The organism is Streptomyces sp. PR69 (assembly GCF_026420845.1).
Classification (GTDB): Bacteria; Actinomycetota; Actinomycetes; order Streptomycetales; family Streptomycetaceae; genus Streptomyces.
The window spans coordinates 59,859-82,736 of the sequence record NZ_JAOWCB010000005.1 but is presented as its reverse complement, the minus strand read 5'-3'; the positions used below and the strand labels follow the sequence as shown (position 1 = coordinate 82,736).

18 protein-coding genes are annotated in these 22,878 nt (G+C 70.7%); 13 read left to right on the top strand and 5 right to left on the bottom strand.

The window, feature by feature from the left end:
- Window positions 1–154 precede the first annotated feature (154 nt).
- The 3 genes from OF819_RS06525 to OF819_RS06515 form a co-directional block, all read right to left on the bottom strand.
- A complete protein-coding gene (locus OF819_RS06525) occupies window positions 155–895 on the bottom strand; it encodes a class I SAM-dependent methyltransferase (protein ID WP_267242397.1) in 741 nt (246 codons plus the stop codon).
- 141 nt (window positions 896–1,036) lie between these two features.
- A complete protein-coding gene (locus OF819_RS06520) occupies window positions 1,037–3,526 on the bottom strand; it encodes a SpoIIE family protein phosphatase (protein ID WP_267242396.1) in 2,490 nt (829 codons plus the stop codon).
- A gap of 247 nt (window positions 3,527–3,773) precedes the next feature.
- The gene (locus tag OF819_RS06515) at window positions 3,774–4,217 is read right to left on the bottom strand and encodes an SRPBCC family protein (RefSeq protein ID WP_267242395.1); all 444 of its coding nucleotides are present in this window, start codon (window positions 4,215–4,217) and stop codon (window positions 3,774–3,776) included.
- A gap of 136 nt (window positions 4,218–4,353) precedes the next feature.
- Between OF819_RS06515 and OF819_RS06510 the strand changes: the two genes are divergently transcribed.
- On the top strand, window positions 4,354–5,382 hold the full coding sequence (locus tag OF819_RS06510) for an Rv2578c family radical SAM protein (RefSeq protein ID WP_267242394.1): 1,029 nt from the start codon (window positions 4,354–4,356) through the stop codon (window positions 5,380–5,382).
- Between the two features lie 248 nt (window positions 5,383–5,630).
- Here the strand turns inward: OF819_RS06510 and OF819_RS06505 are convergent, their stop codons facing one another.
- On the bottom strand, window positions 5,631–6,197 hold the full coding sequence (locus tag OF819_RS06505) for a HEAT repeat domain-containing protein (protein WP_267242393.1): 567 nt from the start codon (window positions 6,195–6,197) through the stop codon (window positions 5,631–5,633).
- 315 nt (window positions 6,198–6,512) lie between these two features.
- Here OF819_RS06505 and OF819_RS06500 point away from each other — a divergent pair, with 315 nt between their 5' ends.
- The 9 genes from OF819_RS06500 (at window position 6,513) to pssA (ending at window position 17,494) form a co-directional block, all read left to right on the top strand.
- Window positions 6,513–8,309, top strand: a complete 1,797-nt coding sequence (locus OF819_RS06500) for a 3-hydroxyacyl-CoA dehydrogenase family protein (protein WP_267242392.1) — start codon at window positions 6,513–6,515, stop codon at window positions 8,307–8,309.
- A gap of 145 nt (window positions 8,310–8,454) precedes the next feature.
- On the top strand, window positions 8,455–9,339 hold the full coding sequence (locus OF819_RS06495) for a TetR family transcriptional regulator (RefSeq protein ID WP_267242391.1): 885 nt from the start codon (window positions 8,455–8,457) through the stop codon (window positions 9,337–9,339).
- A 371-nt stretch (window positions 9,340–9,710) separates the two neighbouring features.
- A complete protein-coding gene (gene ccrA, locus OF819_RS06490; RefSeq protein ID WP_267242390.1) occupies window positions 9,711–11,048 on the top strand; it encodes a crotonyl-CoA carboxylase/reductase in 1,338 nt (445 codons plus the stop codon).
- 10 nt (window positions 11,049–11,058) lie between these two features.
- Window positions 11,059–13,113: a protein meaA gene (locus OF819_RS06485; RefSeq protein ID WP_267242389.1), complete on the top strand. Its 2,055-nt coding sequence runs from the start codon at window positions 11,059–11,061 to the stop codon at window positions 13,111–13,113.
- Window positions 13,110–14,078 (top strand): HpcH/HpaI aldolase/citrate lyase family protein, encoded by a 969-nt coding sequence (locus tag OF819_RS06480; protein ID WP_267242388.1) that lies wholly within the window; start codon window positions 13,110–13,112, stop codon window positions 14,076–14,078. Before OF819_RS06485 ends, OF819_RS06480 begins: the two co-directional genes overlap by 4 nt.
- A gap of 5 nt (window positions 14,079–14,083) precedes the next feature.
- On the top strand, window positions 14,084–14,608 hold the full coding sequence (locus OF819_RS06475) for a MaoC family dehydratase (protein ID WP_267242387.1): 525 nt from the start codon (window positions 14,084–14,086) through the stop codon (window positions 14,606–14,608).
- A 3-nt stretch (window positions 14,609–14,611) separates the two neighbouring features.
- The gene (locus OF819_RS06470; RefSeq protein WP_267242386.1) at window positions 14,612–15,817 is read left to right on the top strand and encodes an acyl-CoA dehydrogenase family protein; all 1,206 of its coding nucleotides are present in this window, start codon (window positions 14,612–14,614) and stop codon (window positions 15,815–15,817) included.
- A 170-nt stretch (window positions 15,818–15,987) separates the two neighbouring features.
- Window positions 15,988–16,644, top strand: coding sequence for a phosphatidylserine decarboxylase (locus OF819_RS06465; RefSeq protein WP_267242385.1), 657 nt, complete (start codon window positions 15,988–15,990; stop codon window positions 16,642–16,644).
- Entirely contained in the window at window positions 16,637–17,494 is an 858-nt protein-coding gene (gene pssA, locus OF819_RS06460; RefSeq protein WP_267242558.1) for a CDP-diacylglycerol--serine O-phosphatidyltransferase, read from the top strand. The genes OF819_RS06465 and pssA overlap by 8 nt, the downstream gene beginning before the upstream one ends.
- 739 nt (window positions 17,495–18,233) lie before the next feature.
- On the opposite strand, the gene OF819_RS06455 is transcribed toward pssA, so the two are convergent.
- Window positions 18,234–19,388 carry a glycerate kinase gene (locus tag OF819_RS06455; protein WP_267242384.1) on the bottom strand — a complete coding sequence of 385 codons (1,155 nt, stop codon included), beginning with the start codon at window positions 19,386–19,388 and terminating at the stop codon, window positions 18,234–18,236.
- A gap of 111 nt (window positions 19,389–19,499) precedes the next feature.
- Between OF819_RS06455 and OF819_RS06450 the strand changes: the two genes are divergently transcribed.
- From OF819_RS06450 to OF819_RS06440, 3 genes are all read left to right on the top strand, one after another.
- Window positions 19,500–21,185: a BCCT family transporter gene (locus tag OF819_RS06450; RefSeq protein ID WP_267242383.1), complete on the top strand. Its 1,686-nt coding sequence runs from the start codon at window positions 19,500–19,502 to the stop codon at window positions 21,183–21,185.
- Between the two features lie 169 nt (window positions 21,186–21,354).
- Window positions 21,355–21,855, top strand: coding sequence for an NUDIX domain-containing protein (locus OF819_RS06445; RefSeq protein WP_267242557.1), 501 nt, complete (start codon window positions 21,355–21,357; stop codon window positions 21,853–21,855).
- A gap of 188 nt (window positions 21,856–22,043) precedes the next feature.
- Window positions 22,044–22,769, top strand: coding sequence for an SIR2 family NAD-dependent protein deacylase (locus OF819_RS06440; protein WP_267242382.1), 726 nt, complete (start codon window positions 22,044–22,046; stop codon window positions 22,767–22,769).
- Window positions 22,770–22,878: the final 109 nt, after the last annotated feature.

Genomic DNA, 22,878 nt, shown 5'->3' with positions numbered 1-22,878 from the left:
CGCCGCTCAGCCGGGCGTCTCAGCCCGCACCTCAGCAGGCGCGCAGCCGACGCCTCAGCCCGGCGTCTCACCCCAGCCCTCAGCCGACGCCTCAGCCGACACCTCGCGGCACCTCGCCGAGCGCGGTTCGGCTCGCGCGGTTCGGCGAGACGGCTCAGCCGTTGTCCCGGGCGCTGGCCCGCCCCACCACCAGCCATCTGGAGGGCAGTTCCAGCCGGGAGCCGTCGGACGCATGCTCGGTGGTGGCGAGCGGCAGCTCACCCTCGGCGATCACATCGAGCCCCGCGGCGGCGAAGAGCCGGCCGACCTCCGCGTCCGCGACCGCGCCCGGCGCGATGCCGTGCCGCAGCACCGGCAGCAGCTTGGCCGGCGGTCCCGCCGCACGCTGCGCCAGAGCCATAAGCCGCGCCCCCGCTTCCTCTCCAAGCTCCACCACGAACGCCCTGCCCCGCTGCCCCACAAGCGTCGCAATGGTGTCGGCGAGGGCCTGCCGGTCCTTGTCCACGCACTGATGCAGCACTCCGCGCATATAGACATTGGCGTCGCCCAGCTCGGCGTGCAGCTGGGCGACCGCGTCCGAATCGACGGCGTCGAGCTCTCTGAAGCGCTGCTCCCCCGAAGGATCCTGTCGTCTGGCGCGCTCGACCGCGGCCGCCGAGAGGTCCACGCCCAGCACCTGGTGGAAGCGGTCGGCCAGAAAGCGGGTCTGGGTGCCGTTGCCGCAGCCCAGGTCGACCAGGGTCAGGGCGGGATCGGCGAGATGCGGTTCGAACAGCGCGAGGTGCGCTTCCGCGGCGAGGGCGGGCTCGGTGTCCCAGAAGACCTCTCCGGGCACATCGGGGGCCTCGCTCCAGAACCCCTCCCAGGCGTCCTTGTAATGATCCGTCACGCTCATGACCGCTCCCCATGGTCGGCACCTTGTCAAGATCGGTCTACCTGCCCCGGGCGCGGACGACAAGCACCGGGACCGCCGGCCGACCGTTCCTTCACGAGGAGTTCGAGCAGAGCGCCGAAGAGCAGGCTGCCTGGGAGCCGCCTATGACAGGGACAGTTCGAACCAGACGGTCTTGCCCTCCGGTGTGTGGCTGGTGCCCCACTCCCGCGCCAGGGTGCTCACCACATGCAGTCCGCGCCCCCGCTCGTCGTCCGGGCCCGCGTCGAGCAGGGCGGGCAGCGCCGGGTCCGCGTCGGCGAGTTCGCACACCAGGGCGTCCGCCCGCACCAGGCGCAGCGTCGCGCGGGTGCCCTTGGCATGGCGTACCGCGTTGGCCGTCACCTCGCCGACCAGCAGTTCGGCGGTCTCGGCCACGCTGTGCAGCTCCCATCTGGCCAGCTGTTCCCGGACGAGCAGACGCGCCCGGCGTGCCTCGCGCGGATCGAGCGTCAGCTCCCAGGAGGCGACTGAGCCTCCGTCTATGCCGTTGAGCCGGGCCATGAGGAGGGCGACGTCGTCCTTGCGGCCGCCGCGGGTGTTGAGGGCGCGGATGATCGTGTCGCAGGCCGCGTCCATGGAGGCGGCGGGGTGCGCGGCCGACTCGCAGAGCGTCGCCAGACCGACGCCGATGTCCTCGCCCCGTACCTCCACCAGTCCGTCGGTGCACATGATGAGCCGGTCCCCCGGCGACACCGGGACGCGGACGCAGCGGAACGGCACGCCTCCGACGCCGATGGGCGCACCCGTGGGCAGATGCAGCAGTTCGCTGCGTCCGTCGGCGGCGCGCACCAGCACCGGAGGGACATGACCGGCGTTGGCCATGCGCAGCTCGTGGCGGATCGGGTCGTAGACCGTGTACAGACAGGTCGCCAGATAGTGCTCGCCGAGCCGCTGGGCGAGATCGTCGAGATTGCGCAGCAGCTGCTCGGGCGGCAGGTCGAGGGCGGCCATGGTGTGGACGGCGGTGCGCAGCTGCCCCATCATCGCGGCCGAGTTGAGGCCGTGGCCCATGACGTCGCCGACCACCAGGGCCGTCCGGGAGCCGGGCAGTTTGACGGTGTCGAACCAGTCGCCGCCGACCCGGCCGAGCATGGCGCCCGGCAGATAGCGGGTGGCGGTGTCACAGCCCGGCATGCGCGGGGTGACCTGCGGCAGCATCGAGTCCTGGAGGGTCTCGGCGACGGTCTCCTGGTAGGTGTACATCCGGGCGTTGTCGAGGACGAGCCCGGCGCGGGCGGCCAGTTCGGCGCCGGTGACCCGGTCCATGTCGTTGAAGAGGGGGCGCTCGGGGTGGCGGAGCAGGATCATAAAGCCGAGCACGACGTTGCGCGCCTTGAGCGGTACGACGAGCATCGAGCGGCCGTTGATCAGCGGCCGGATGTCGCGTTTTTCGAACTGTGAGGCGATGGCGGTGCCCATCTCCTCGCTGATCCGCGGCACCAGCACGGGCTCGCCTGTGGTCATGCACTGGAAGAAGGGCGTGTGCACGGGGAACGGCATGGCCTCGCCGACCGGCACCACATCGTCCCAGCGGCCCGGCTCGTCCACATGCTCGACGGCGACGCGGTGCCACATGGTGGTGGCGTCGGGCGGCCCGTCGGGGAAGCCTTCGCCTGCGATGACCTGCTCGCGCAGATAGGTTCCGGCGACATCGGTGAAGCGCGGCACGACGGCCGCGCTGACTTCCTGGATCGTCCGGGCGAGGTCGAGCGAGGAGCCGATGCGTCCGCTGACCTCGTTGAGGAACTCAAGCCGTTCGCGTACGGCGGCGTATTCGAGGTCCTTCGCCAGGTCGGCGGCGTCCACCTGCTCTCCGGCGGCGGCCGCCTGCCGGGCCGCGCGGCGGCGCGCGGTGCGTTCGGCGCGTTTGGGCACGCCCCAGTCGGGGGTGACGGGCACCCGGTCGTGGTGGCTGAACTCCAGCACCGGATAGCCCAGCTCCAGCACCTGGGAGACGATGCGGGAGGACTCCTGCACGCTCATGCTGGGCAGGATCTCCGGCAGCCGCAGCGCGAGTTCGTCGAAGCCGGGGAATTCGGTGTGCAGGGCGAAGCCGGGTGCGATGCGCTCGGCGGCGCTTGCGTCTGCGGCCGCGCGGGGGCTTGCGTCTGCGGCCGCGTCGGCGCTCGTGTCGTCCGTCGCGAGCCTGGCGGCGTCGGCGGCGAGCACGAGGAGCCGCCCGGTGCCGGGGCCGATCAGCGGGTAGGCCCACCAGAGCACGTCGACGCGGTCGTCGCGTCGTCCGTCCTCCGCGACGCGGGGCTGCCGGGAGATCCGGGCCCGTCCCGCGGCGGGGTAGGCGGTCAGCCCGTGCAGGGAGGCGTCGAGCCCGGGGCCCAGTGCCGCCGGGTCGTACGGGGACGGCTCAGGGCCGTACATGCCGGGCTCGCCGTCCGCGGAGAGGGCCCCGGAGACCGGGAGCAGCTCGACGACCGGCTGTCCGACCGCCTCCTGCCTGTCCGGTCCGAACAGCCGCCGCGCCCCGGTGGACCAGTGGGACACCAGCCCGCTCCCGTCCACGACGACCACGGCAAGCGGAATCCGCCCGGCTGCGGCGCGCGACTGCGGCTCCGGCGGAACACCACTGTCCATGGGTGTCAGGCTCCTTCCCCGCGGCCCTGGCCGCGGCCTCGCCACCACCGTACGGCTCTTGGTCCGCCATGCGCGGGGCAACGCGGGAATAGGTCGTGCGCCCGCGCGAATCCATGGAGAACGCGAATCCATGGAGAAGCTGACGAAGAGCCAGTCTCCGGGCCCTTCCTGGAGAGCGCCCGCGGCCCGTGGCGCTGACGCGCACCACAGGCCGCGGGGAAACCACTCGAACCGGTGAGCCCGATGGCTACTTCTCAACCTCGGCGGCGAGCTTGGCGAGCACCAGGTCGTAGATCCGGGCGAGGCCCTTGGGCGCGAAGGTGCGCTCGAAGAAGCCGCCGATGCCGCCGGCGCCGTTCCAGACCGTGGTGACGACGGCCTTCGACTTGCCCTCGCCCGCGGGGGTGACGATCCAGGTGGTGACCATCGAGGAGTTGCGGTCCTTCTCGACGAGCTGCCCGTCGGTCGGCTCGGTCACCTCAAGCAGGCAGTCGCGGACCCGCTTGCTGGTGGCCTGGAGCTTCCAGTGGACGACAGTGCCCTCGCCGTCGCCGCCTTCCTTGACCTCGTACTCGCTGAAGTGCTCGGGCAGGAGCTTTGCGCGGGTGTTCTCGTAGTCGGCCAGCGCATCGAACACCGTCTCCGCGTCCGCCGAGATGATCCGTTCTGTGGTGGCCTCGACCTGCGCCATTCCTGTTCCTCCAGCATTCGGTTGTTGCTCGGGCAGCGCTAGCCAACCACCTCGGCTGCGGCCGCCCAAATCAGGGTTGCGGCGATCAAGGGAACATGTGTTCTATTCTGTGGCCAGAGCGACTGAGGAGGCGCCCATGCGCTGGGACCATCTGGCCGAGAACCCCGCGGCAGCCGCAGACCCCGCGCTGTTCAGCGCCTCGGCGGTGACCACCAGAACCTTTGACACCCCGGAATTCCGGGGGATCACCTTCCATGAGATCCGGGCGCGTTCGATTCTGAACCGGGTGCCGGGGGCGTCGCAGATGCCGTTCGAGTGGACCGTCAACCCGTATCGCGGCTGTACACACGCATGTGTGTACTGCTTCGCCCGCAAGACGCACAGCTATCTGGACCTGGACACGGGCCTCGGGTTCGACAGCCAGATCGTGGTGAAGATCAACGCGCCGGAGCTGCTGCGACGGCAGCTCGCCGCGCGCGGCTGGCAGGGAGCGCATATCGCCATGGGCACCAACGTGGACTGCTATCAGCGGGCGGAGGGCCGCTACCGGCTGATGCCGGGGATCATCGAGGCGCTGCGCGACCGGGCGAACCCCTTCTCGATCCTCACCAAGGGCACGCTGATCCTGCGGGACCTCCCGCTGCTGCGGCAGGCGGCCGATGTGACGGACGTGGGGATCTCCGTCTCCGTCGGCTTCACCGACGGCGAGCTGTGGCGCACGGTGGAGCCGGGCACCCCCTCGCCCGAGCGCCGCCTCGACGTCGTACGCGCGTTCGCCGACAGCGGCATCGGGTGCGGGGTGCTGATGGCCCCGGTGCTCCCCTTCCTCTCAGACCGCCCGGACCAGCTCCGCGCGACCGTTCGTGCGATCGCCTCGGCGGGCGCGTCGTCGGTGACGCCCCTGGTGCTGCATCTGCGGCCGGGGGCGCGGGAGTGGTTCATGGCGTGGCTGGCGCGGACGCATCCGCAGCTTGTGGGGCGGTACGAGCGGTTGTACGGGGACGGGGCGTATGCGCCGCGGTGGTACCAGCGGCGGGTTACACGGCAGGTGCATGAGCTGGCGGCGGAGTTCGGGGTGGGGCCCACGGCGGGCCGCGGCGGGTCTCGCGGCAACGCCCGCCCGGTGGCGGAGCCGGAGCGGGGCACGCAGCTGACGCTCCTGTGAGCCGGTTCCGCCTGCGGCGTGCGTTTTCCCCCACCCCGCCCTCCCCCTACGCCCAGGGGGCGTGGGGGGACCCCCATCCCGAAACTGGGGGCTTAAGCCCCCACACCCCCTGTACGGCCTTCGGCCGTGTCCTCAAACGCCGGACGGGCTGAATTTGGCTACGCCAAATCCCAGCCCCGCCTGGGGGTACCTCCCAGCGGTAGCTGGGGGAGATTGAGGCGCGGGGGTCCGGGGGCTTAAGCCCCGGGTCAGGACAGCCGGGCCAGCGCCGCCTCCGCCGCCGCGCACAGGCGGGGATGCGTCCGCGCCGTATCCAGCAGCGGCGCCGCGCGCTTGTCGCCCAGCGCGCCCAGCCCCTCCACGCACGCCAGCGCGACCTTCCAGTACGGATCGCCGGGCGCCAGCCGGCGGCGCAGGACGGTCATCAGGGCGGGGGCGGACTCCGGGGCCCGCAGCCTGGTGAGCAGGCGCACGGGCAGTAGCGCATAGGCGACGCGCAGCTCGTTCGTGGCCAGCGCGGCGGCCGCCTTGGGGGTGCGCGGGTCGTTCAGGCGGGACAGCGCGACGGCCGCGGAGACATTGCGGGCCGGGTCGCGGTGGTTGAGCAGCAGCACCAGCGCCTCGAAGGCCCGGCTGTCACCGGCGCAGCCGAGTCTGAAGGCCGCCATCTCCCGCGCCCACAAGGGGCGTTCGTGTGCGGTGAGCACATCCGCGAGTTCCTCCCCGTCCTCGGTGACGAGCAGCCGCTCGTACTCCTCGGAGCCCCCCGACTCCTTCCGCAGCCGCTCCGCCAGTGACCGTAACTCCGCGTCCATGACCGTCAGCCTATCGGCGTCCGGCCGGTCGCGACCCAGATCACACCCGCCCGGCACTGGCGCGCTCGTTACCCGCGAGTTAATCTCAAGTGAGCGGGTTACCCCCGCTCGGCTCCCGGTGGCCTGGTGACGCAGCCGCCGAGAGTGCAGTCGGTTTCGGCACGCAGTACGACGGGACTCCGGGACAGAGTCCGTCGGCCCTTCGCCACGCACTGCCCTGCGCCGCGTGGCCGCGTTTCCCGTGCGCCGCGCGCGCCTCACGGCGTTCCCCTCATACGCCGTTCATCAGTCGTCACTCATCCCTGGAGTCCTGTGATGGACACGCCTTCGGACACCCCTCTGCGCACCGTCGCCGTCGTCGGCCTCGGCACCATGGGCACCGGCATCGCCGAGGTGCTCGCCCGCGCCGGCCGCGAGGTCATCGGCATCGACATCAGCGACGTCGCCGCCCGCAAGGCGGTCGACGCCCTTGAGGCAGCCACCGCGCGCGCCGTGGAGCGCGGACGCATCACGGAGGAGGAGCGCCGCAACACCCTCGCCCGTTTCCGCACGTTCTCCGATCTCCAGGCCGCCGCGGACGCGGACTTGGTGATCGAGGTGGTCCCGGAGTCATACGAGGCCAAGCAGCAGGTCTTCCGTGCGCTGGACGAGATCGTCCGCCCCGGCGCAATCATCGCCACCGGCACTAACGCCCTCTCCGTCACCCGGCTGGCCGCGGACTCCGAGCACCCGGAGCGGGTCCTCGGGCTGCACTTCTTCAACCCGGCGCCGGCGATGAAGCTGGTCGAGGTGGTCTCCTCGGTGCTGACCGCCCCGCACGCCGTGGAGGCGGTCACCGCCCTCGCCCGCGAGCTGGGCAAGGAGCCCGTCGCGGTGGGCGACCGGCCCGGCTTTGTCGCCGACGGGCTGCTGTTCGGCTATCTCAACCAGGCCGCCGCGATGTATGAGGCCAAGTACGCCTCCCGCGAGGACATCGACGCCGCGATGAAGCTCGGCTGCGGGCTGCCCATGGGCCCGCTGGCGCTGCTCGATCTGATCGGCGTCGACACCGCGCGCACCGTGCTGGAGGCGATGTACGCGGCCTCCGGCGACCGGCTGCACGCGCCCGCGCCGGTTCTGAAGCAGCTGAGCGAGGCGGGGCTGACGGGCCGCAAGGCGGGCCGCGGTTTCTACACCTACGCCGCGCCGGGCACCGATGTGCTGGTGGCGGACGAGCTGACGCCCAAGCAGCGGGCGGCCGAGGCCGTGGACACCCGTGATGTGCGCTCGGTCGGCGTGGCGGGCTCCGGGACGATGGCGAGCGGCATCGCCGAGGTGTTCGCCAAGGCCGGCTATGACGTGGTGCTCGCGGCGCGCAGCCAGGAGAAGGCGGAGGCGGCCAAGGCCCGTATCGCCAAGTCGCTCTCCCGCTCCGTCGACAAGGGCAGGATGACGGCGGAGGCGCGCGACGGCGCACTGGCGCGCATTGCTCCGGCCGGCACGCTGGACTCCTTCGCGGACGTCGATCTGGCGGTCGAGGCCGTCGCTGAGGACCTGGCGGTCAAGCAGCAGCTGTTCGCCACGCTGGACAAGGTGTGCAAGGAGGGCGCGGTGCTCGCCACCACCACCTCCTCGCTGCCGGTCGTCGCCTGTGCGCGCGCCACCTCGCGCCCGCAGGACGTCATCGGGATGCACTTCTTCAACCCGGCCCCGGCGATGAAGCTGGTCGAGGTGGTCCGCACCGTGCTGACCTCGCCCGAGGTGCATGCCACGGTCCGCGAGGTGACCGCGAAGATCAAGAAGCATCCGGTGGACTGCGGGGACCGGGCCGGGTTCATCGTGAACGCGCTGCTCTTCCCGTACCTCAACAACGCGATCAAGATGGTCGAGGACCACTACGCCTCGCTGGACGACATCGACGCGGCGATGAAGCTCGGCGGCGGCTATCCGATGGGCCCCTTCGAGCTGCTGGACGTGGTCGGCCTGGATGTCTCGCTGGCCATCGAGAAGGTGCTGCACCAGGAGTTCCGCGACCCGGGCCTGGCGCCCGCGCCGCTGCTGGAGCACCTGGTGGCCGCGGGCTGCCTGGGCCGCAAGACGGGGCGCGGCTTCCGCGAATATGCCCGGCGCTGAGCCGTACGGGGGCTGGGGCGGGCTGCTCGATCCGGCGGCCGAGCCGTCGGCGGGCGGCCCCGCCCCCGGCGGCCCGGCCGGACCGCCGGGCCCGCTCCCGGCCCCTCAGGCGCGCTCTCCTGCACGAATGCAGTACGTTCAGGGCATGTCCCAGCCGTCCAAGTCCGCGCCGCCCAAGTCCGCCCAGACGACCGCCGCCGCACCCGGCGCCGCCGAGAGCACGGCGGGCGGCCGGGCCGCCGCACAGCGCCTCAAGATGCGCCGTGAGCTGGCGGCCGCGGCCATGGAGCTGTTCGCCACGAAGGGGTACGAGGCGACGACGGTCGATGAGATCGCGGCCGCGGCCGGGGTCGCCCGCCGCACCTTCTTCCGGCACTTCCGGTCGAAGGAGGAGGCGATCTTCCCGGACCACGACGACACGCTGGTGCGGGCGGAGGCGGTGCTGAACGCGGCCCCGGCCCATGAGCACCCCCTCGACACCGTGTGCCGGGGCATCAAGGAGGTCATGCGGATGTACGCGGCCTCCCCCGCGGTCTCCGTCGAGCGCTACCGCCTCACCCGCGAGGTGCCGACGCTGCGGGAGCGGGAGATCGCCTCGGTGGCCCGCTATGAGCGGCTGTTCACCCGCTATCTGCTGGGCCACTTCGACGAACGCGACCACCACGACGGCAATGACGATCCGCTGCTGGCGGAGGTGGCCGCGTCCGCGGTCGTCACCGCGCACAACCATGTGCTGCGGCGCTGGCTGCGCGCGGGCGGCAAGGGCGATGTCGAGGCGCAGCTCGACCACGCTTTCGCGATCGTCCGGGAGACCTTCGGCACAGGCATCGGCGTGGGCCGGGGACTGGCGGCCAGAAGCCCGAGGGGCGCCGAGGGCGCGGAGGCCGTGGAAGCCATGGAGGGCGCGGAGGCCGCCGAGCCCTCGGAGGCGGCGGCCGAGTCCCGGGACGTGGTGGTGACGGTCGCCCGGACGGACGCGCCGCTGGAAGAGGTCATGAGCGCCATCCGGAAGGCCCTCGCCGGGGACTGACCTCTCGCGCACAACAGCACACCGTCCGCAACGGCCGCCCCGACGGGGCGGCCGTTGTTGCTCATGCGTGCCCGCGGGATGACAATTGAGAGAAATTGTTGGCACGCAGTGTCTTGTCACCTGGCACGCCGTGCCATACGTTGAGGTTGTCCGGGCGGCCGGCGTGCAGAGACCTCTCGTACGCCGACTGTCCCCGCAGACCATCTGTGCGCCCGGACGCCTGCGTCACAGGCACCTTTGCCGCGCCCACAGCGCGCTGCCACAGCACCACCCGCCGAACCGACGGCACACCACCTCCACAGCAGCAGCAAGCAAAGCTCCGACGTACCCCTCTGCGTTCCCTCAACGCACCGTTTGCCGGAGGCAACACCGTGAAGGAAATCCTGGACGCGATCTCGTCGCCGGAGAGCACCTCCGACGACTTCGCCGCACTGCCGCTCCCCGAGTCGTACCGCGCGGTCACCGTGCACAAGGACGAGGTCGAGATGTTCGCCGGCCTCGAAACCCGGGAGAAGGACCCCCGCAAGTCCCTCCATGTCGACGACGTCCCGCTGCCGGAGCTCGGACCCGGCGAGGCGCTCGTCGCGGTCATGGCCAGCTCGGTGAACTACAACTCCGTCTGGACCTCGATCTTCGAGCCGCTGTCCACCTTCGGCTTCCTGGAGCGCTACGGACGGCTCAGCGAGCTGACCCGCCGCCATGACCTGCCGTACCACATCATCGGCTCCGACCTCGCGGGCGTGGTGCTGCGCACCGGACCGGGCGTCAACGCCTGGCAGCCGGGCGACGAGGTCGTCGCCCACTGCCTCTCCGTCGAGCTGGAGTCCTCCGACGGCCACAACGACACCATGCTCGACCCCGAGCAGCGCATCTGGGGCTTCGAGACCAACTTCGGCGGACTCGCCGAGATCGCGCTGGTCAAGTCGAACCAGCTGATGCCCAAGCCCGGCCACCTCAGCTGGGAGGAGGCCGCGGCCCCGGGCCTGGTGAACTCCACCGCGTACCGCCAGCTGGTCTCCCGCAACGGCGCGCAGATGAAGCAGGGCGACAATGTGCTGATCTGGGGCGCGAGCGGCGGACTCGGCAGTTACGCCACCCAGTTCGCCCTCGCCGGCGGCGCCACGCCGATCTGTGTCGTGTCGAGCGACCAGAAAGCGGAGATCTGCCGCTCCATGGGCGCGGAGGCGATCATCGACCGCAACGCCGAGGGCTACAAGTTCTGGAAGGACGAGCAGACCCAGGACCCCAGGGAGTGGAAGCGCTTCGGCAAGCGCATCCGCGAGCTGACCGGCGGCGAGGACGTCGACATCGTCTTCGAGCACCCCGGCCGGGAGACCTTCGGCGCGTCCGTGTACGTCACCCGCAAGGGCGGCACCATCGTGACCTGCGCCTCCACCTCCGGCTACCACCACGAGTACGACAACCGCTATCTGTGGATGTCGCTCAAGCGCATCATCGGCTCGCACTTCGCCAACTACCGTGAGGCGTGGGAGGCCAACCGCCTGATCGCCAAGGGCAAGATCCACCCCACGCTGTCCAAGGTCTACTCCCTCGACGACACCGGCCAGGCCGCGCACGACGTCCACCGCAACGTCCACCAGGGCAAGGTCGGCGTCCTCTGCCTCGCCCCCGAGGAGGGCCTGGGCGTGCGCGACGAGGAGATGCGCGCCAAGCACCTCGACGCCATTAACCGCTTCCGGAACGTTTGAGGTTCCTACCATGACAGAGCGCAAGAGGGACCGGCCGTGGCTGATGCGGACATATGCCGGTCACTCCACGGCCGAGGCGTCCAACAAGCTCTACCGGCGCAACCTCGCCAAGGGCCAGACGGGTCTGTCGGTGGCGTTCGACCTGCCGACGCAGACCGGCTACGACCCCGACCACGTCCTCGCCCGCGGCGAGGTGGGCCGGGTCGGGGTCCCGGTCTCCCATCTCGGGGACATGCGCCGGCTGTTCCAGGACATCCCGCTGGAGCAGATGAACACCTCCATGACCATCAACGCCACCGCCATGTGGCTGCTGGCGCTCTATCAGGTGGTCGCCGAGGAACAGGGCGCCGACGCCGCCAAGCTGTCGGGCACGACGCAGAACGACATCGTCAAGGAGTATCTGTCGCGCGGGACGCATGTCTTCCCGCCCGGCCCCTCACTGCGCCTGACCACCGACATGATCACGTACACGGTGGCGCACATCCCCAAGTGGAACCCCATCAACATCTGCAGCTACCACCTGCAGGAGGCCGGGGCCACGCCCGTCCAGGAGATCGCCTATGCGATGTCCACCGCGATCGCCGTCCTGGACGCGGTGCGCGACTCCGGGCAGGTGCCGCGGGAGAAGTTCGGCGATGTCGTCGCCCGTATCTCCTTCTTCGTGAACGCGGGCGTCCGCTTCGTCGAGGAGATGTGCAAGATGCGCGCCTTCGGCCGCATCTGGGACCAGGTCACCCGCGAGCGATACGGCGTCGAGAACCCCAAGCAGCGCCGCTTCCGCTACGGCGTCCAGGTCAACTCGCTCGGGCTGACCGAGGCGCAGCCGGAGAACAACGTCCAGCGGATCGTGCTGGAGATGCTGGCGGTGACCCTGTCCAAGGACGCCCGCGCCCGCGCGGTGCAGCTTCCGGCCTGGAACGAGGCGCTGGGCCTGCCCCGCCCCTGGGACCAGCAGTGGTCGCTGCGCATCCAGCAGGTCCTCGCCCATGAGAGCGATCTGCTGGAGTACGAGGACATCTTCGCCGGCTCGCATGTGATCGAGGCCAAGGTGGACGCCCTGGTCGAGGAGTCGCTCGCGGAGATCGCGCATATCCAGGAGATGGGCGGCGCCATGGCGGCCGTCGAGTCCGGCTATCTCAAGTCGCAGCTCGTCGCCTCGCACGCCGAGCGCCGGGCGCGGATCGAGGCCGGCGAGGAGAAGATCGTCGGTGTGAACTGCTTCGAGTCGACCGAGCCCAACCCGCTCACCGCCGATCTGGACACCGCGATCATGACGGTGGACCCGGCGAACGAGGCACGGGTCGTCGCCGCGCTGCACGAGTGGCGTGCGGGCCGCGACGAGGCGCGGGCCGCCGAGGCGCTGTCCGCGCTGAAGAAGGCCGCGGCCGGCACGGAGAATCTGATGGCCGCCACCGTCGAGTGCGCCCGCGCGGGCGTCACCACCGGCGAGTGGGCCTGGGCGCTGCGCGATGTCTTCGGCGAGTTCCGCGCCCCGACCGGGGTCTCCAGCGCCCCCGTCGCGGTGGCCGCTGAGGCGGGCTCGCCGCTCGCCGTCGTACGGGAGAAGGTCGCCCGCACCGCCGAGGAGCTGGGGACCGGCCGGCTGCGGCTGCTGGTCGGCAAGCCCGGTCTGGACGGCCACTCCAACGGCGCCGAGCAGATCGCCGTACGGGCCCGTGACGCCGGCTTCGAAGTGGTCTACCAGGGCATCAGGCTCACCCCCGAGCAGATCGTCAGCGCCGCGCTCGCGGAGGATGTGCACTGCGTGGGCCTGTCGATCCTGTCCGGCTCGCACGCCGAGCTGGTGCCCGATGTGCTGCACCGGCTGCGCGAGGCCGGGGCGGCCGCTTCCCCTGGGCCAAGCGGCCCGGGAGATACCCCTATTCCGGTCATCGTCGGCGGGATCATCCCCAACGCCGACGCCGCCGAACTGAAGGCGGCGGGCGTCGCCGCCGTTTTCACCCCGAAGGACTTCGGCATCACGGAGATCATCGGCCGTATCGTCGACGAGATCCGCACAGCGAACAAGCTCAGCCCTCTCGAAAACACGGAGGTCCCCGCATGACTACGCCGCCTGTGAACCGGCTGCGCCCGCGCCGCTCCTGCCTCGCGGTGCCCGGGTCCAATCCCCGCTTCCTGGAGAAGGCCCAGGGGCTGCCGGCCGACCAGGTCTTCCTGGACCTTGAGGACGCCTGCGCACCGCTGGCCAAGCCCGAGGCGCGGCACACCGTCGTCAAGTTCCTCAACGAGGGCGACTGGACGGGCAAGACGCGGGTCGTCCGGGTGAACGACTGGACGACCCACTGGACGTACCGGGACGTCGTGACGGTCGTCGAGGGCGCGGGCCCGAACCTCGACTGCATCATGCTGCCCAAGGTCCAGAGCGCCGAGCAGATCACAGCGCTTGATCTGCTGCTGACGCAGATCGAGAAGACGATGGGCTTTGAAGTCGGCCGGATCGGCATCGAGGCGCAGATCGAGAACGGGCAGGGGCTGAACAACGTCAACGCGATCGCGCAGGCGTCTCCGCGCGTCGAGACCATCATCTTCGGCCCCGCCGACTTCATGGCGTCCATCAATATGAAGTCGCTGGTCGTCGGCGAGCAGCCGCCCGGCTACCCGGCGGACGCGTACCACTACATCCTGATGAAGATCCTGATGGCCGCCCGCGCCAACGACCTCCAGGCGATCGACGGCCCCTACCTCCAGATCAAGAACGTCGACGGCTTCCGCGAGGTGGCCGGCCGCGCCGCCGCGCTGGGCTTCGACGGCAAGTGGGTGCTGCACCCCGGCCAGGTCGACGCGGCCAACGAGGTCTTCTCGCCCTCGCAGGAGGACTACGACCACGCGGAGCTGATCCTCGACGCCTATGACTACTTCACCTCGGAGGAGGGCGGCAAGAAGGGCTCCGCGATGCTCGGCGACGAGATGATCGACGAGGCCAGCCGGAAGATGGCCCTGGTCATCGCGGGCAAGGGCCGCGCCGCCGGCATGACCCGCACATCGAAGTTCGAGAAGCCGGAGGCCTGAGCACCATGCAGTTCGGACGCACCTACGAGGAGTTCGAGGTCGGGGCGGTCTACAAGCACTGGCCGGGGAAGACCGTCACCGAGTACGACGACCACCTGTTCTGTCTGCTCACCATGAACCACCACCCGCTTCACATGGATGTGAACTACGCGGAGAAGACGACGGACTTCGGCAAGAACGTCGTCGTGGGCAACTACATCTACTCGCTGCTGCTCGGCATGTCCGTGCCGGACGTCTCCGGCAAGGCGATCGCCAATCTGGAGATCGAGTCGCTGCGGCATGTCGCCCCGACCTTCCACGGGGACACGATCTACGGCGAGACGACCGTGCTGGACAAGACGCCCTCGAAGTCCAAGTCGGACCGCGGGATCGTGTATGTGGAGACCAAGGGCTACAAGCAGGACGGCACGCTGGTCTGCGTCTTCCGCCGCAAGGTGATGGTGCCGACCGAGACGTACATCAAGGACCGGGGCGGGGAGCAGCCGGGCAGGCCCGAGCTGGCCGAGCCCTCGAAGAAGGCGGAGAAGTAAGCCATGACCCGACTCGCCCAGACGCACGGGCTGACCGACGTCCAGCAGGAGATCCTGGCCACGGTCCGGGACTTCGTCGACAAGGAGATCATCCCGGTCGCCACCGAGCTGGAGCACCGCGACGAGTACCCGACACAGATCGTCGAAGGGCTCAAGGAGCTCGGCCTGTTCGGGCTGATGATCCCCGAGGAGTACGGCGGACTGGGCGAGTCGCTGCTCACCTACGCGCTGTGCGTGGAGGAGATCGCCCGCGGCTGGATGTCCGTCTCCGGCATCATCAACACGCACTTCATCGTGGCGTACATGCTCAAGCAGCACGGCACGCAGGAGCAGAAGGACACCTTCCTCCCCCGGATGGCGCTCGGCGAGGTGCGCGGCGCGTTCTCGATGTCCGAGCCGGGGCTCGGCTCTGATGTGTCGGCCATCACATCGAAGGCGGTCAAGGACGGCGAGGAGTACGTCCTGAACGGCCAGAAGATGTGGCTGACGAACGGCGGCTCCTCGACGCTGGTGGCCGTGCTGGTGCGAAGTGACGAAGGACACCCCGCAGGCGCCCCGCCGCATAAGTCGATGACGACCTTCCTGGTGGAGAAGGAGCCCGGCTTCGGCGAGGTCCGGCCCGGACTGACCATCCCCGGGAAGATCGACAAGATGGGTTACAAGGGCGTCGACACAACCGAACTCATCATGGACGGACTGCGCATTCCGGCCAATCGGGTGCTCGGCGGGACCACCGGCCGAGGGTTTTACCAAATGATGGACGGGGTCGAGGTCGGGCGCGTCAATGTCGCGGCACGTGGCTGCGGCGTCGCACAGCGTGCGTTCGAACTGGGTGTCTCATATGCCCAGCAGCGTCATACTTTCGGCAAGCCGATCGCCCAGCACCAGGCGATTCAGTTCAAGCTCGCGGAGATGGCTACCAAGGTCGAGGCCGCTCATGCGATGATGGTCAACGCAGCTCGCAAAAAGGACTCCGGGGAACGAAATGACCTGGAGGCAGGGATGGCGAAGTACCTCGCCTCCGAGTACTGCAAGGAAGTCGTCGAGGACGCCTTCCGCATCCACGGCGGCTACGGCTTCTCCAAGGAGTACGAGATCGAGCGCCTCTACCGCGAGGCTCCGATGCTGCTGATCGGTGAAGGTACCGCCGAGATCCAGAAAATGATCATTGGGCGTCGGCTGCTTGAGGAGTACCGATTCCAGGGATGATTGTCGCGTTTGAGCCGGTTTGGCCGCGAAGAAGATCACACCCTGTTATCCGCTTCCGGCCGCCGACTCGACTTCTGGCTTTCCCAGTTGCGGCCCGCACCCGATAACATCGCCGGAAAGCCGCCGTCCCCCCGTTGCCAGCGCGGCATCATCCGCTACGAAGGTCATCCATGCCCCACAGCCAAACCTCTGCACCTCGCGACAGCCTCCTCGGCGTACGCCTCGCGCGCGGAGCATCGCCGTGGCTTCTGCCGACCGTCGCCACCGCGGCACTCAGCCTGGCGCGCTCGCGCCGTTCCAGGCGTGCCGCGGCCATCGCCGTGCCTGCCACCGCCCTCGCGGCGGGCATGCTGTGGTTCTTCCGCGACCCCGAGCGCGAGATCGCCCAGGGCCGGGTCATCTCGCCCGCCGACGGCGTGGTGCAGAGCATCATGCCGTGGAAGGACGGACGCACCCGCGTCGCGATCTTCATGAGCCCGCTGAACGTCCACGTCAACCGTGCTCCGCTCGCGGGCACCGTGACCTCCGTCGAGCACATCCCCGGCGGATTCGTTCCCGCTTTCAACAAGGAGAGCGAGAACAACGAGCGCGTCGTATGGCATTTCGACACCGAGCTCGGCGACATCGAGATGGTGCAGATCGCCGGCGCCGTGGCCCGCCGGATCGTGCCGTACACCCCCCAGGGCGCCAAGGTCGAACAGGGCGAGCGCATCGGACTCATCCGGTTCGGCTCGCGCGTTGACATCTACCTCCCGGAAGGTGTCGAGGTCGCCGTCGAGGTCGGGCAGACCACGACCGCGGGGGTGACTCGCCTTGACCGTGATTGACCCCGACACACAGGCGGCCGGCTGGGCGGCGGACACCGAGGAAGAAGACGACACGGAGGACATGCCGCTGTCGCTGCGGCTGTCGATAGCGGACACCCTCACCCTGGGCAACGCCACCTGCGGCTTCATGGCGGTGTACTTCACCACCACCGGCATTCTGATTCCGCACCTCACCGGCAGCGATGAGACCGGCATGGCGCGGCACTCCGCCGCGACGGCCGTGATCCTGATGCTCTGCGCGGCGATCTTCGACCTGTTCGACGGTCTGGTCGCGCGCAAGCTGCGCAGCTCGCCGATGGGCGCGGAGCTGGACAATCTGTCCGACCTGATCAGCTTCGGGCTGGCGCCGGCATACTTCGTACTGGTCTACGGCATGGTCGCCGACGACGCGCACCAGCGGGTCTCGGCGGTGGCGGCGATCGTGGTGCTGCTGGCGGTGGTGCTGCGGCTTGCCAGATTCTCCTGCGTGACGATGAAGGACGGCATGTTCCAAGGCATGCCGTCCCCCTTCGGGGCGCTCACGGTCGTCTCGATCGTGCTCCTTGAGCTGCCCTTCATCCCCACCCTGCTGGCGATCATCGGCACCGCCTGGCTGATGGTGAGCCGAGTCGAGTACCCCAAGCCGCGGGGTGTCCTCGCGGTGGCGATGCTCGGCTGGATCGTCTCTGCGATGGGCCTGCTGGCAGCCTGGGCGTTCGACGCCCCGGGCGGCCAGCTGCTGCTGCAGACGGGCTGCGCGCTCCAGGTGGTGCTGGGCGCGGTGATCCCGCTCTTCGCGACGGCGCGCCGGGTGAACACGTTCCGCTACAACCGCCGCGAGGCGAGGGCGGCGGCGTCGCAGCTGCCGTGACGTGACGGCGACACGGGGTGGGCCCCCGGCGCGCAGTATCCACTGTGCGCCGGGGGCCCACCCCTTTCGCCTCCGCCCCTGCGACGGGCCGGGGCCGACGCCCCGCAGCGCCTCCGCGGTGTGCGGCCCGTGCAACGCCGCCGACCCAGCGCGAAGCCGCCGAGCGGGGGCCGGGCTCCGCCCGCCGTACCAGCTCAGCCACCGGCCCACCGGGCCCCAACCCCCGAACGGGGCCAGACCCCAGCCACCAGGCCACCCCCGCCGACAACTCCCAACCCAAAAACCCCGAACAGCGCCGGACTCCGGCCACCGGACCAGCTCAACCACCGACCCACCGGGCGCACCAACCCCCGAGCAGGGCCAGACCCCAGCCACCAGACCACCCCCGCCAACAACTCCCAACCCCAAAACCCCAAGCACCGCCGGACTCCAGCCGCCGGACCAGCTCAGCCACCGGCCCACCGGCCGCCAAACCCCCGAACGGGGCCAGACCCCAGCCACCGGGCCACCCCCGCCGACAGCTCCCAACGCCGAACCCCCTGGCGGGGGCCAGAGCTCTGCCGCGGACCGGGGCGGCCATCACCCCCGGCTCGGAGCCGCCGGGAAGCGGGGTGCGGGGCGGCAGCCCCGCAAGCGCTCCCCCCGAAGGGGGGCTGGGGGCGGAGCCCCCAGTTGCGGGGTGGGGGTCCCCCCACGCCCCCTGGGCGTAGGGGAAGGGCGGGGTGGGGGAAACGCCCCCTCAGCCCAGGAAGTCCCACGCGATCGTCTCCGCCACCCGCTCCAGCAGCGGCCCCGCCTCCGCCATACAGCGGGCCGGGTCGGGCTCCAGGTCGAGGAGAGGGTAGGCGCGGCGGATGCCCGCGCGGCCGAGGGCCGCGGGGGGCAGGGCCAGGCGGCCGCAGACCGCGACGACCTCGACACCCCGTGCGCGGGCCGCCGCCGCCACGCCCGCCGGGGCCTTGCCGTGCAGGGTCTGCTCGTCGAGTGAGCCCTCACCGGTGATGACGAGGGTCGCGCGCTCTAGCGCCGGGGCAAAGCCGAGCACGTCGAGCATGACCTCGATGCCGGGACGGAAGCTCGCGCCGAGCCCGACCAGCGCCCCGTAGCCGATGCCGCCCGCCGCGCCCGCCCCGGGCGCCAGCGCGCACTCCGCCGCCCGCGGACCGATCGCCGTCTCCAGCACGGACGCGTAATGGGCCAGCGCCGCGTCCAGCGTGGCGACGTCCTCCGCGCTCGCCCCCTTCTGCGGGCCGTAGACGGCCGGCGCGCCCTTGGGCCCGGTCAGCGGATTGTCGACGTCGCTGGCGAGGACCAGCTCCACATCCTTGAAGCGGGCGTCGAGACCGGACAGATCGGCCATGGCGAGCTCCCGCAGCCCGCCGCCCCCCGGCGGCACCGGCTCACCCCGCGCATCGAGGAAGCGCGCCCCGAGCGCCGCCAGCATCCCCGCCCCGCCGTCCGTCGTCGCGCTGCCGCCGACGCCGAAGACGATCGTGCGCGCGCCCGCGTCCAGCGCGGCCCGCAGCAGTTCCCCGGAGCCGTACGTCGTCGCAGTGAGGGGGGCGAACACCCCCTCAGGCAGATGCTGCAGGCCGGACGCCTCGGCCATCTCCACCACCGCGGTGCCGTCCCGGAGCGCGAACGCCGCCGTCAGGGGCTGCCCGAGCGGCCCGGTGACCCGTACCTCGCGCCGCTCGAAACCGGCCGCGACCGCCGCCGCGACGGTGCCGTCCCCGCCGTCCGCCACGGGCAGCGTCTCGACCGCGAGCCCCGGAACCGCCCGCCGCAGGCCGGTCACCACGCGTTCCGCGACCTCCACGGCCGTCAGCGAGCCCTTGAACTTGTCAGCCGCGACCAGCACGCGCGCAGGCTGAATCACTGCTCCGTCCGTCACCTTGCATCCTTTGCTGTCGAACAGGCAGTCGCGCCGCCCCGACCCTATCCGCACCCCCAGACGGCGTGCCACCCCACCATGCCCGGACTTGGCACACCATAGTGTGACGCCATGAGCACGGAACCGATCGATCATCTGAAGCCTGAGGAAGCCAGGCCCGATCACACCATCGTCGGCATCGGCGTCGTGGCGGTCGCGGCGGTGGTCGCCTGGGCGGCGTTGGGCAAGGACTCCTTCGACGACGCCTCCTCCACCGCCCTGGGCTGGGTCCTCAACAACTTCGCCTGGTTGTTCGTCGTCGCGGCCGACATCTTCCTCGTACTGAGCGTCCTGATCGCCTTCAGCCGGTTCGGCCGGGTGCGCCTCGGCAGCGACGACTCGGAGCCGGAGTTCACCAACCTCGCGTGGATCGCGATGATGTTCAGCGCCGGCATGGGCATCGGTCTGATGTTCTTCGGCGTCGGCGAGCCGCTCCAGCACTTTCTGAGCCCGCCTCCCGCGAGCGGCGCCGAGGCGCGGACCGACGCCGCCGCGGCCGCCGCGATGGAGACCTCCTTCTTCCACTGGACGCTCACCCCCTGGGCGATCTACGGCATCGCCGGGCTCGCCCTGGCGTACGCGGGCTTCCGCAAGGGCCGCGGCAATCGGCTCAGCGCGGCGTTCGTGCCGCTGATCGGCGCGCGCCGTGCGGTGTCCTGGCAGGGCAAGGTGATCGATCTGCTCGCCGTGTTCGCGACCGTCTTCGGCACCGCGACCAGTCTGGGCCTGGGCGCGCTCCAGGTGGCGAAGGGCCTGAACCTGACCGCCGATGTCACCGACGACATCTCCACCGAGCTGACGATCATCGCGGTGCTGGGCTCGGCGTTCGTGGTCTCGGCCTTCTCCGGGCTGCACCGGGGCGTGAAGTGGCTGAGCACGATCAACATCGTGCTGGCCGCCGTGCTGATGACCTTCGTCTTCCTCCTCGGCCCGACCGTCTACATCCTGGATACGATCCCGGCCTCGATCGGCGGCTATCTGAACGACCTGCTGCCGATGGCCACCCGTACCGGAGCCTTCACCGACGCCGAGTGGATGGGCGCGTGGACCATCTTCTACTGGGCGTGGTGGCTGTCCTGGGCGCCGTTCGTCGGCACGTTCATCGCCCGCATCTCCCACGGCCGCACCGTCCGGGAATTCCTGATCGGCGTGCTGCTGGTGCCCAGCGGCGCGACCGTCGTCTGGTTCTGCGTGATGGGCGGCACCGCGATCCGGCTGGACTCGACCGGCCAGGAAGACCTGGGCGCGACTGTCGCCGAAGGCGTGGAGGCCTCGCTGTTCGGGATGCTGGACGGGCTGCCGCTCTCCACGGTCACCTCCTATGTCGCCATGGTGCTGGTGATGACGTACTTCGTCACCAGCGCCGACTCCGCCTCGCTGGTGATGGGCTCCCTCACCAGCCGCGGGGCGCTGCACCCGCCGACCTGGCTGGTCGTCATCTGGGGTGCGCTGATGGCGTCGGTCGCCGCGGTGCTGCTGGTCGTGGGAGGACTGAGCTCGCTGCAGACGGCGACGATTCTGGTGGCGCTGCCCTTCGTGATCGTGATGCTGGGGCTGTGCTGGGCGCTGCTGACAGAGCTGCTGACCGATCCGGGCGCGGGGCCGCCGCGTCATCACGCCCTGCACGGGCTGCGCGACGCGGTCAAGGCGATGGTCGGCGAGGCGATCACCGAGCAGACGCCGGACCGGCACCACCGGCTGCGCCGTGCGGCGAAGTCCCGCTCCGAGACCGACGAGCGCGACGACCGGACGGGCTGAAGGAGATACGGGCTGCGCCGGATACGGCTGCACCGGCTGGCGTCAGGACGCCGCGGGTGCGGGCGCCGCCCGCACCGGCTGCCGCCCGTGTCCTACGCTGCCAGGTGTGACCAGCGCTTCCGGCCCTTCCGGCCCGTCTGCTCCGTCCGGCCCGTCTGCTCCGTCCGACCTGTCCGCCTCGTACGCCGCGTACATCGCCTCACTGCCCCGCGTCCTGGCCGGGGCGGCCGCGCTGTTCCGGGACGAGGAGGGCCGCGTACTGATCGTGGAGCCCAACTACCGTCCCGGGTGGGCGCTTCCCGGCGGGACCGTCGAATCGGATCACGGCGAGAGCCCACGCGAGGCTGCGCGCCGGGAGACCCTGGAGGAAATCGGCCTCGATGTGGAGCTGGGCGCACTGCTCGCGGTCGACTGGGTGCCGGGGCCCGGGCGGCCGCCGATCGTGGCGTACGTGTACGACGGCGGGGTGCTGAGCGAGGCGCAGCTCAAGGCGATCCGGCTGCAGGAGGAGGAACTGCTCTCCTGGCGCACGGTCTCCCGGCCCGAGATCCCCGCCCATCTGCCGGGGGCGCTGGGCCGTCGCGTACTGGCCTCACTCGACGCGCTTGAGGCGCGGACGGGCCCGGTGGAACTGGAGAACGGACGGCCCCCGGCCGCGGGCCGCGGCTGACCTGGCGGCGGCGGGCGGCTACTCCGGCCACCGGCCGCTGCATGCCGACAGCCGGTGTCGGACGGACGGCCGCCGCTGAACAGGCCCGCGGGCCGCGGCTGCGGTCCTTCGAGGTCGCCGTCCGCAGTCGACGGCGCGCTCCGGATAACGGCTCGCCGTCGCCGCCCGGCCCTGCGTACGCTCGCGGCATGACTCTCGTCGCCATCCTCAGCGGCGCCGGCCTCTCCACGGACTCCGGCATCCCCGACTATCGGGGCCCCCAGGGCCTGTGGCGGCGTGATCCGGAGGCCGAGAAGCTCGTCACCTACGACTGCTACATGGCCGATCCCGAGATCCGCCGCCGCTCCTGGCTGATGCGCCGGGAGAGCGCTGCCTGGCGGGCCGAGCCGAACGCCGCGCACCGAGCCGTCGCCGAGCTGGAGCGGCAGCCCGGCGTCTCGCTGCGGGTGATCACGCAGAACGTCGACGGGCTGCACCAGCTGGGCGGCATGCCCGAGCGCAAGGTGCTCGAACTGCACGGCACCGCGCGGACGGTGGTGTGCACCGGCTGCCATGCCCGTACGCCGATGGCCGAGGCGCTCCGGCGGGTGGCGGCGGGCGAGGCCGACCCGCCCTGCCTGGACTGCGGCGGCATCCTCAAGTCGGCGACGGTGATGTTCGGCCAGCGGCTGGACCCGGTCGTCCTCGGCCAGGCGATGTCGATCGCCAAGGCCTGCGAGGTGTTCATCGCGGTCGGCTCCTCGCTTCAGGTACAGCCCGCCGCGTCCCTCGCGGGCATCGCGGCGGAGCACGGGGCGCGGCTGATCATGGTGAACGCGGAGCCGACGCCGTACGACGAACTGGCCGCGGAGGTTGTCCGCGAGCCGATCGGCACGGCGCTTCCGGCGCTGCTGAAGCGGATCGCCGCAGTGTAGCGCCCGGGGGCTCCGCCCGCGGTCCACCGCTCCGAAGCCCCCCGGACACCGCATGTCGGCGTCGTGCCCTGAACGAAAAAACGCGCCGCGCCTGTGAGTCGGCTCGTCT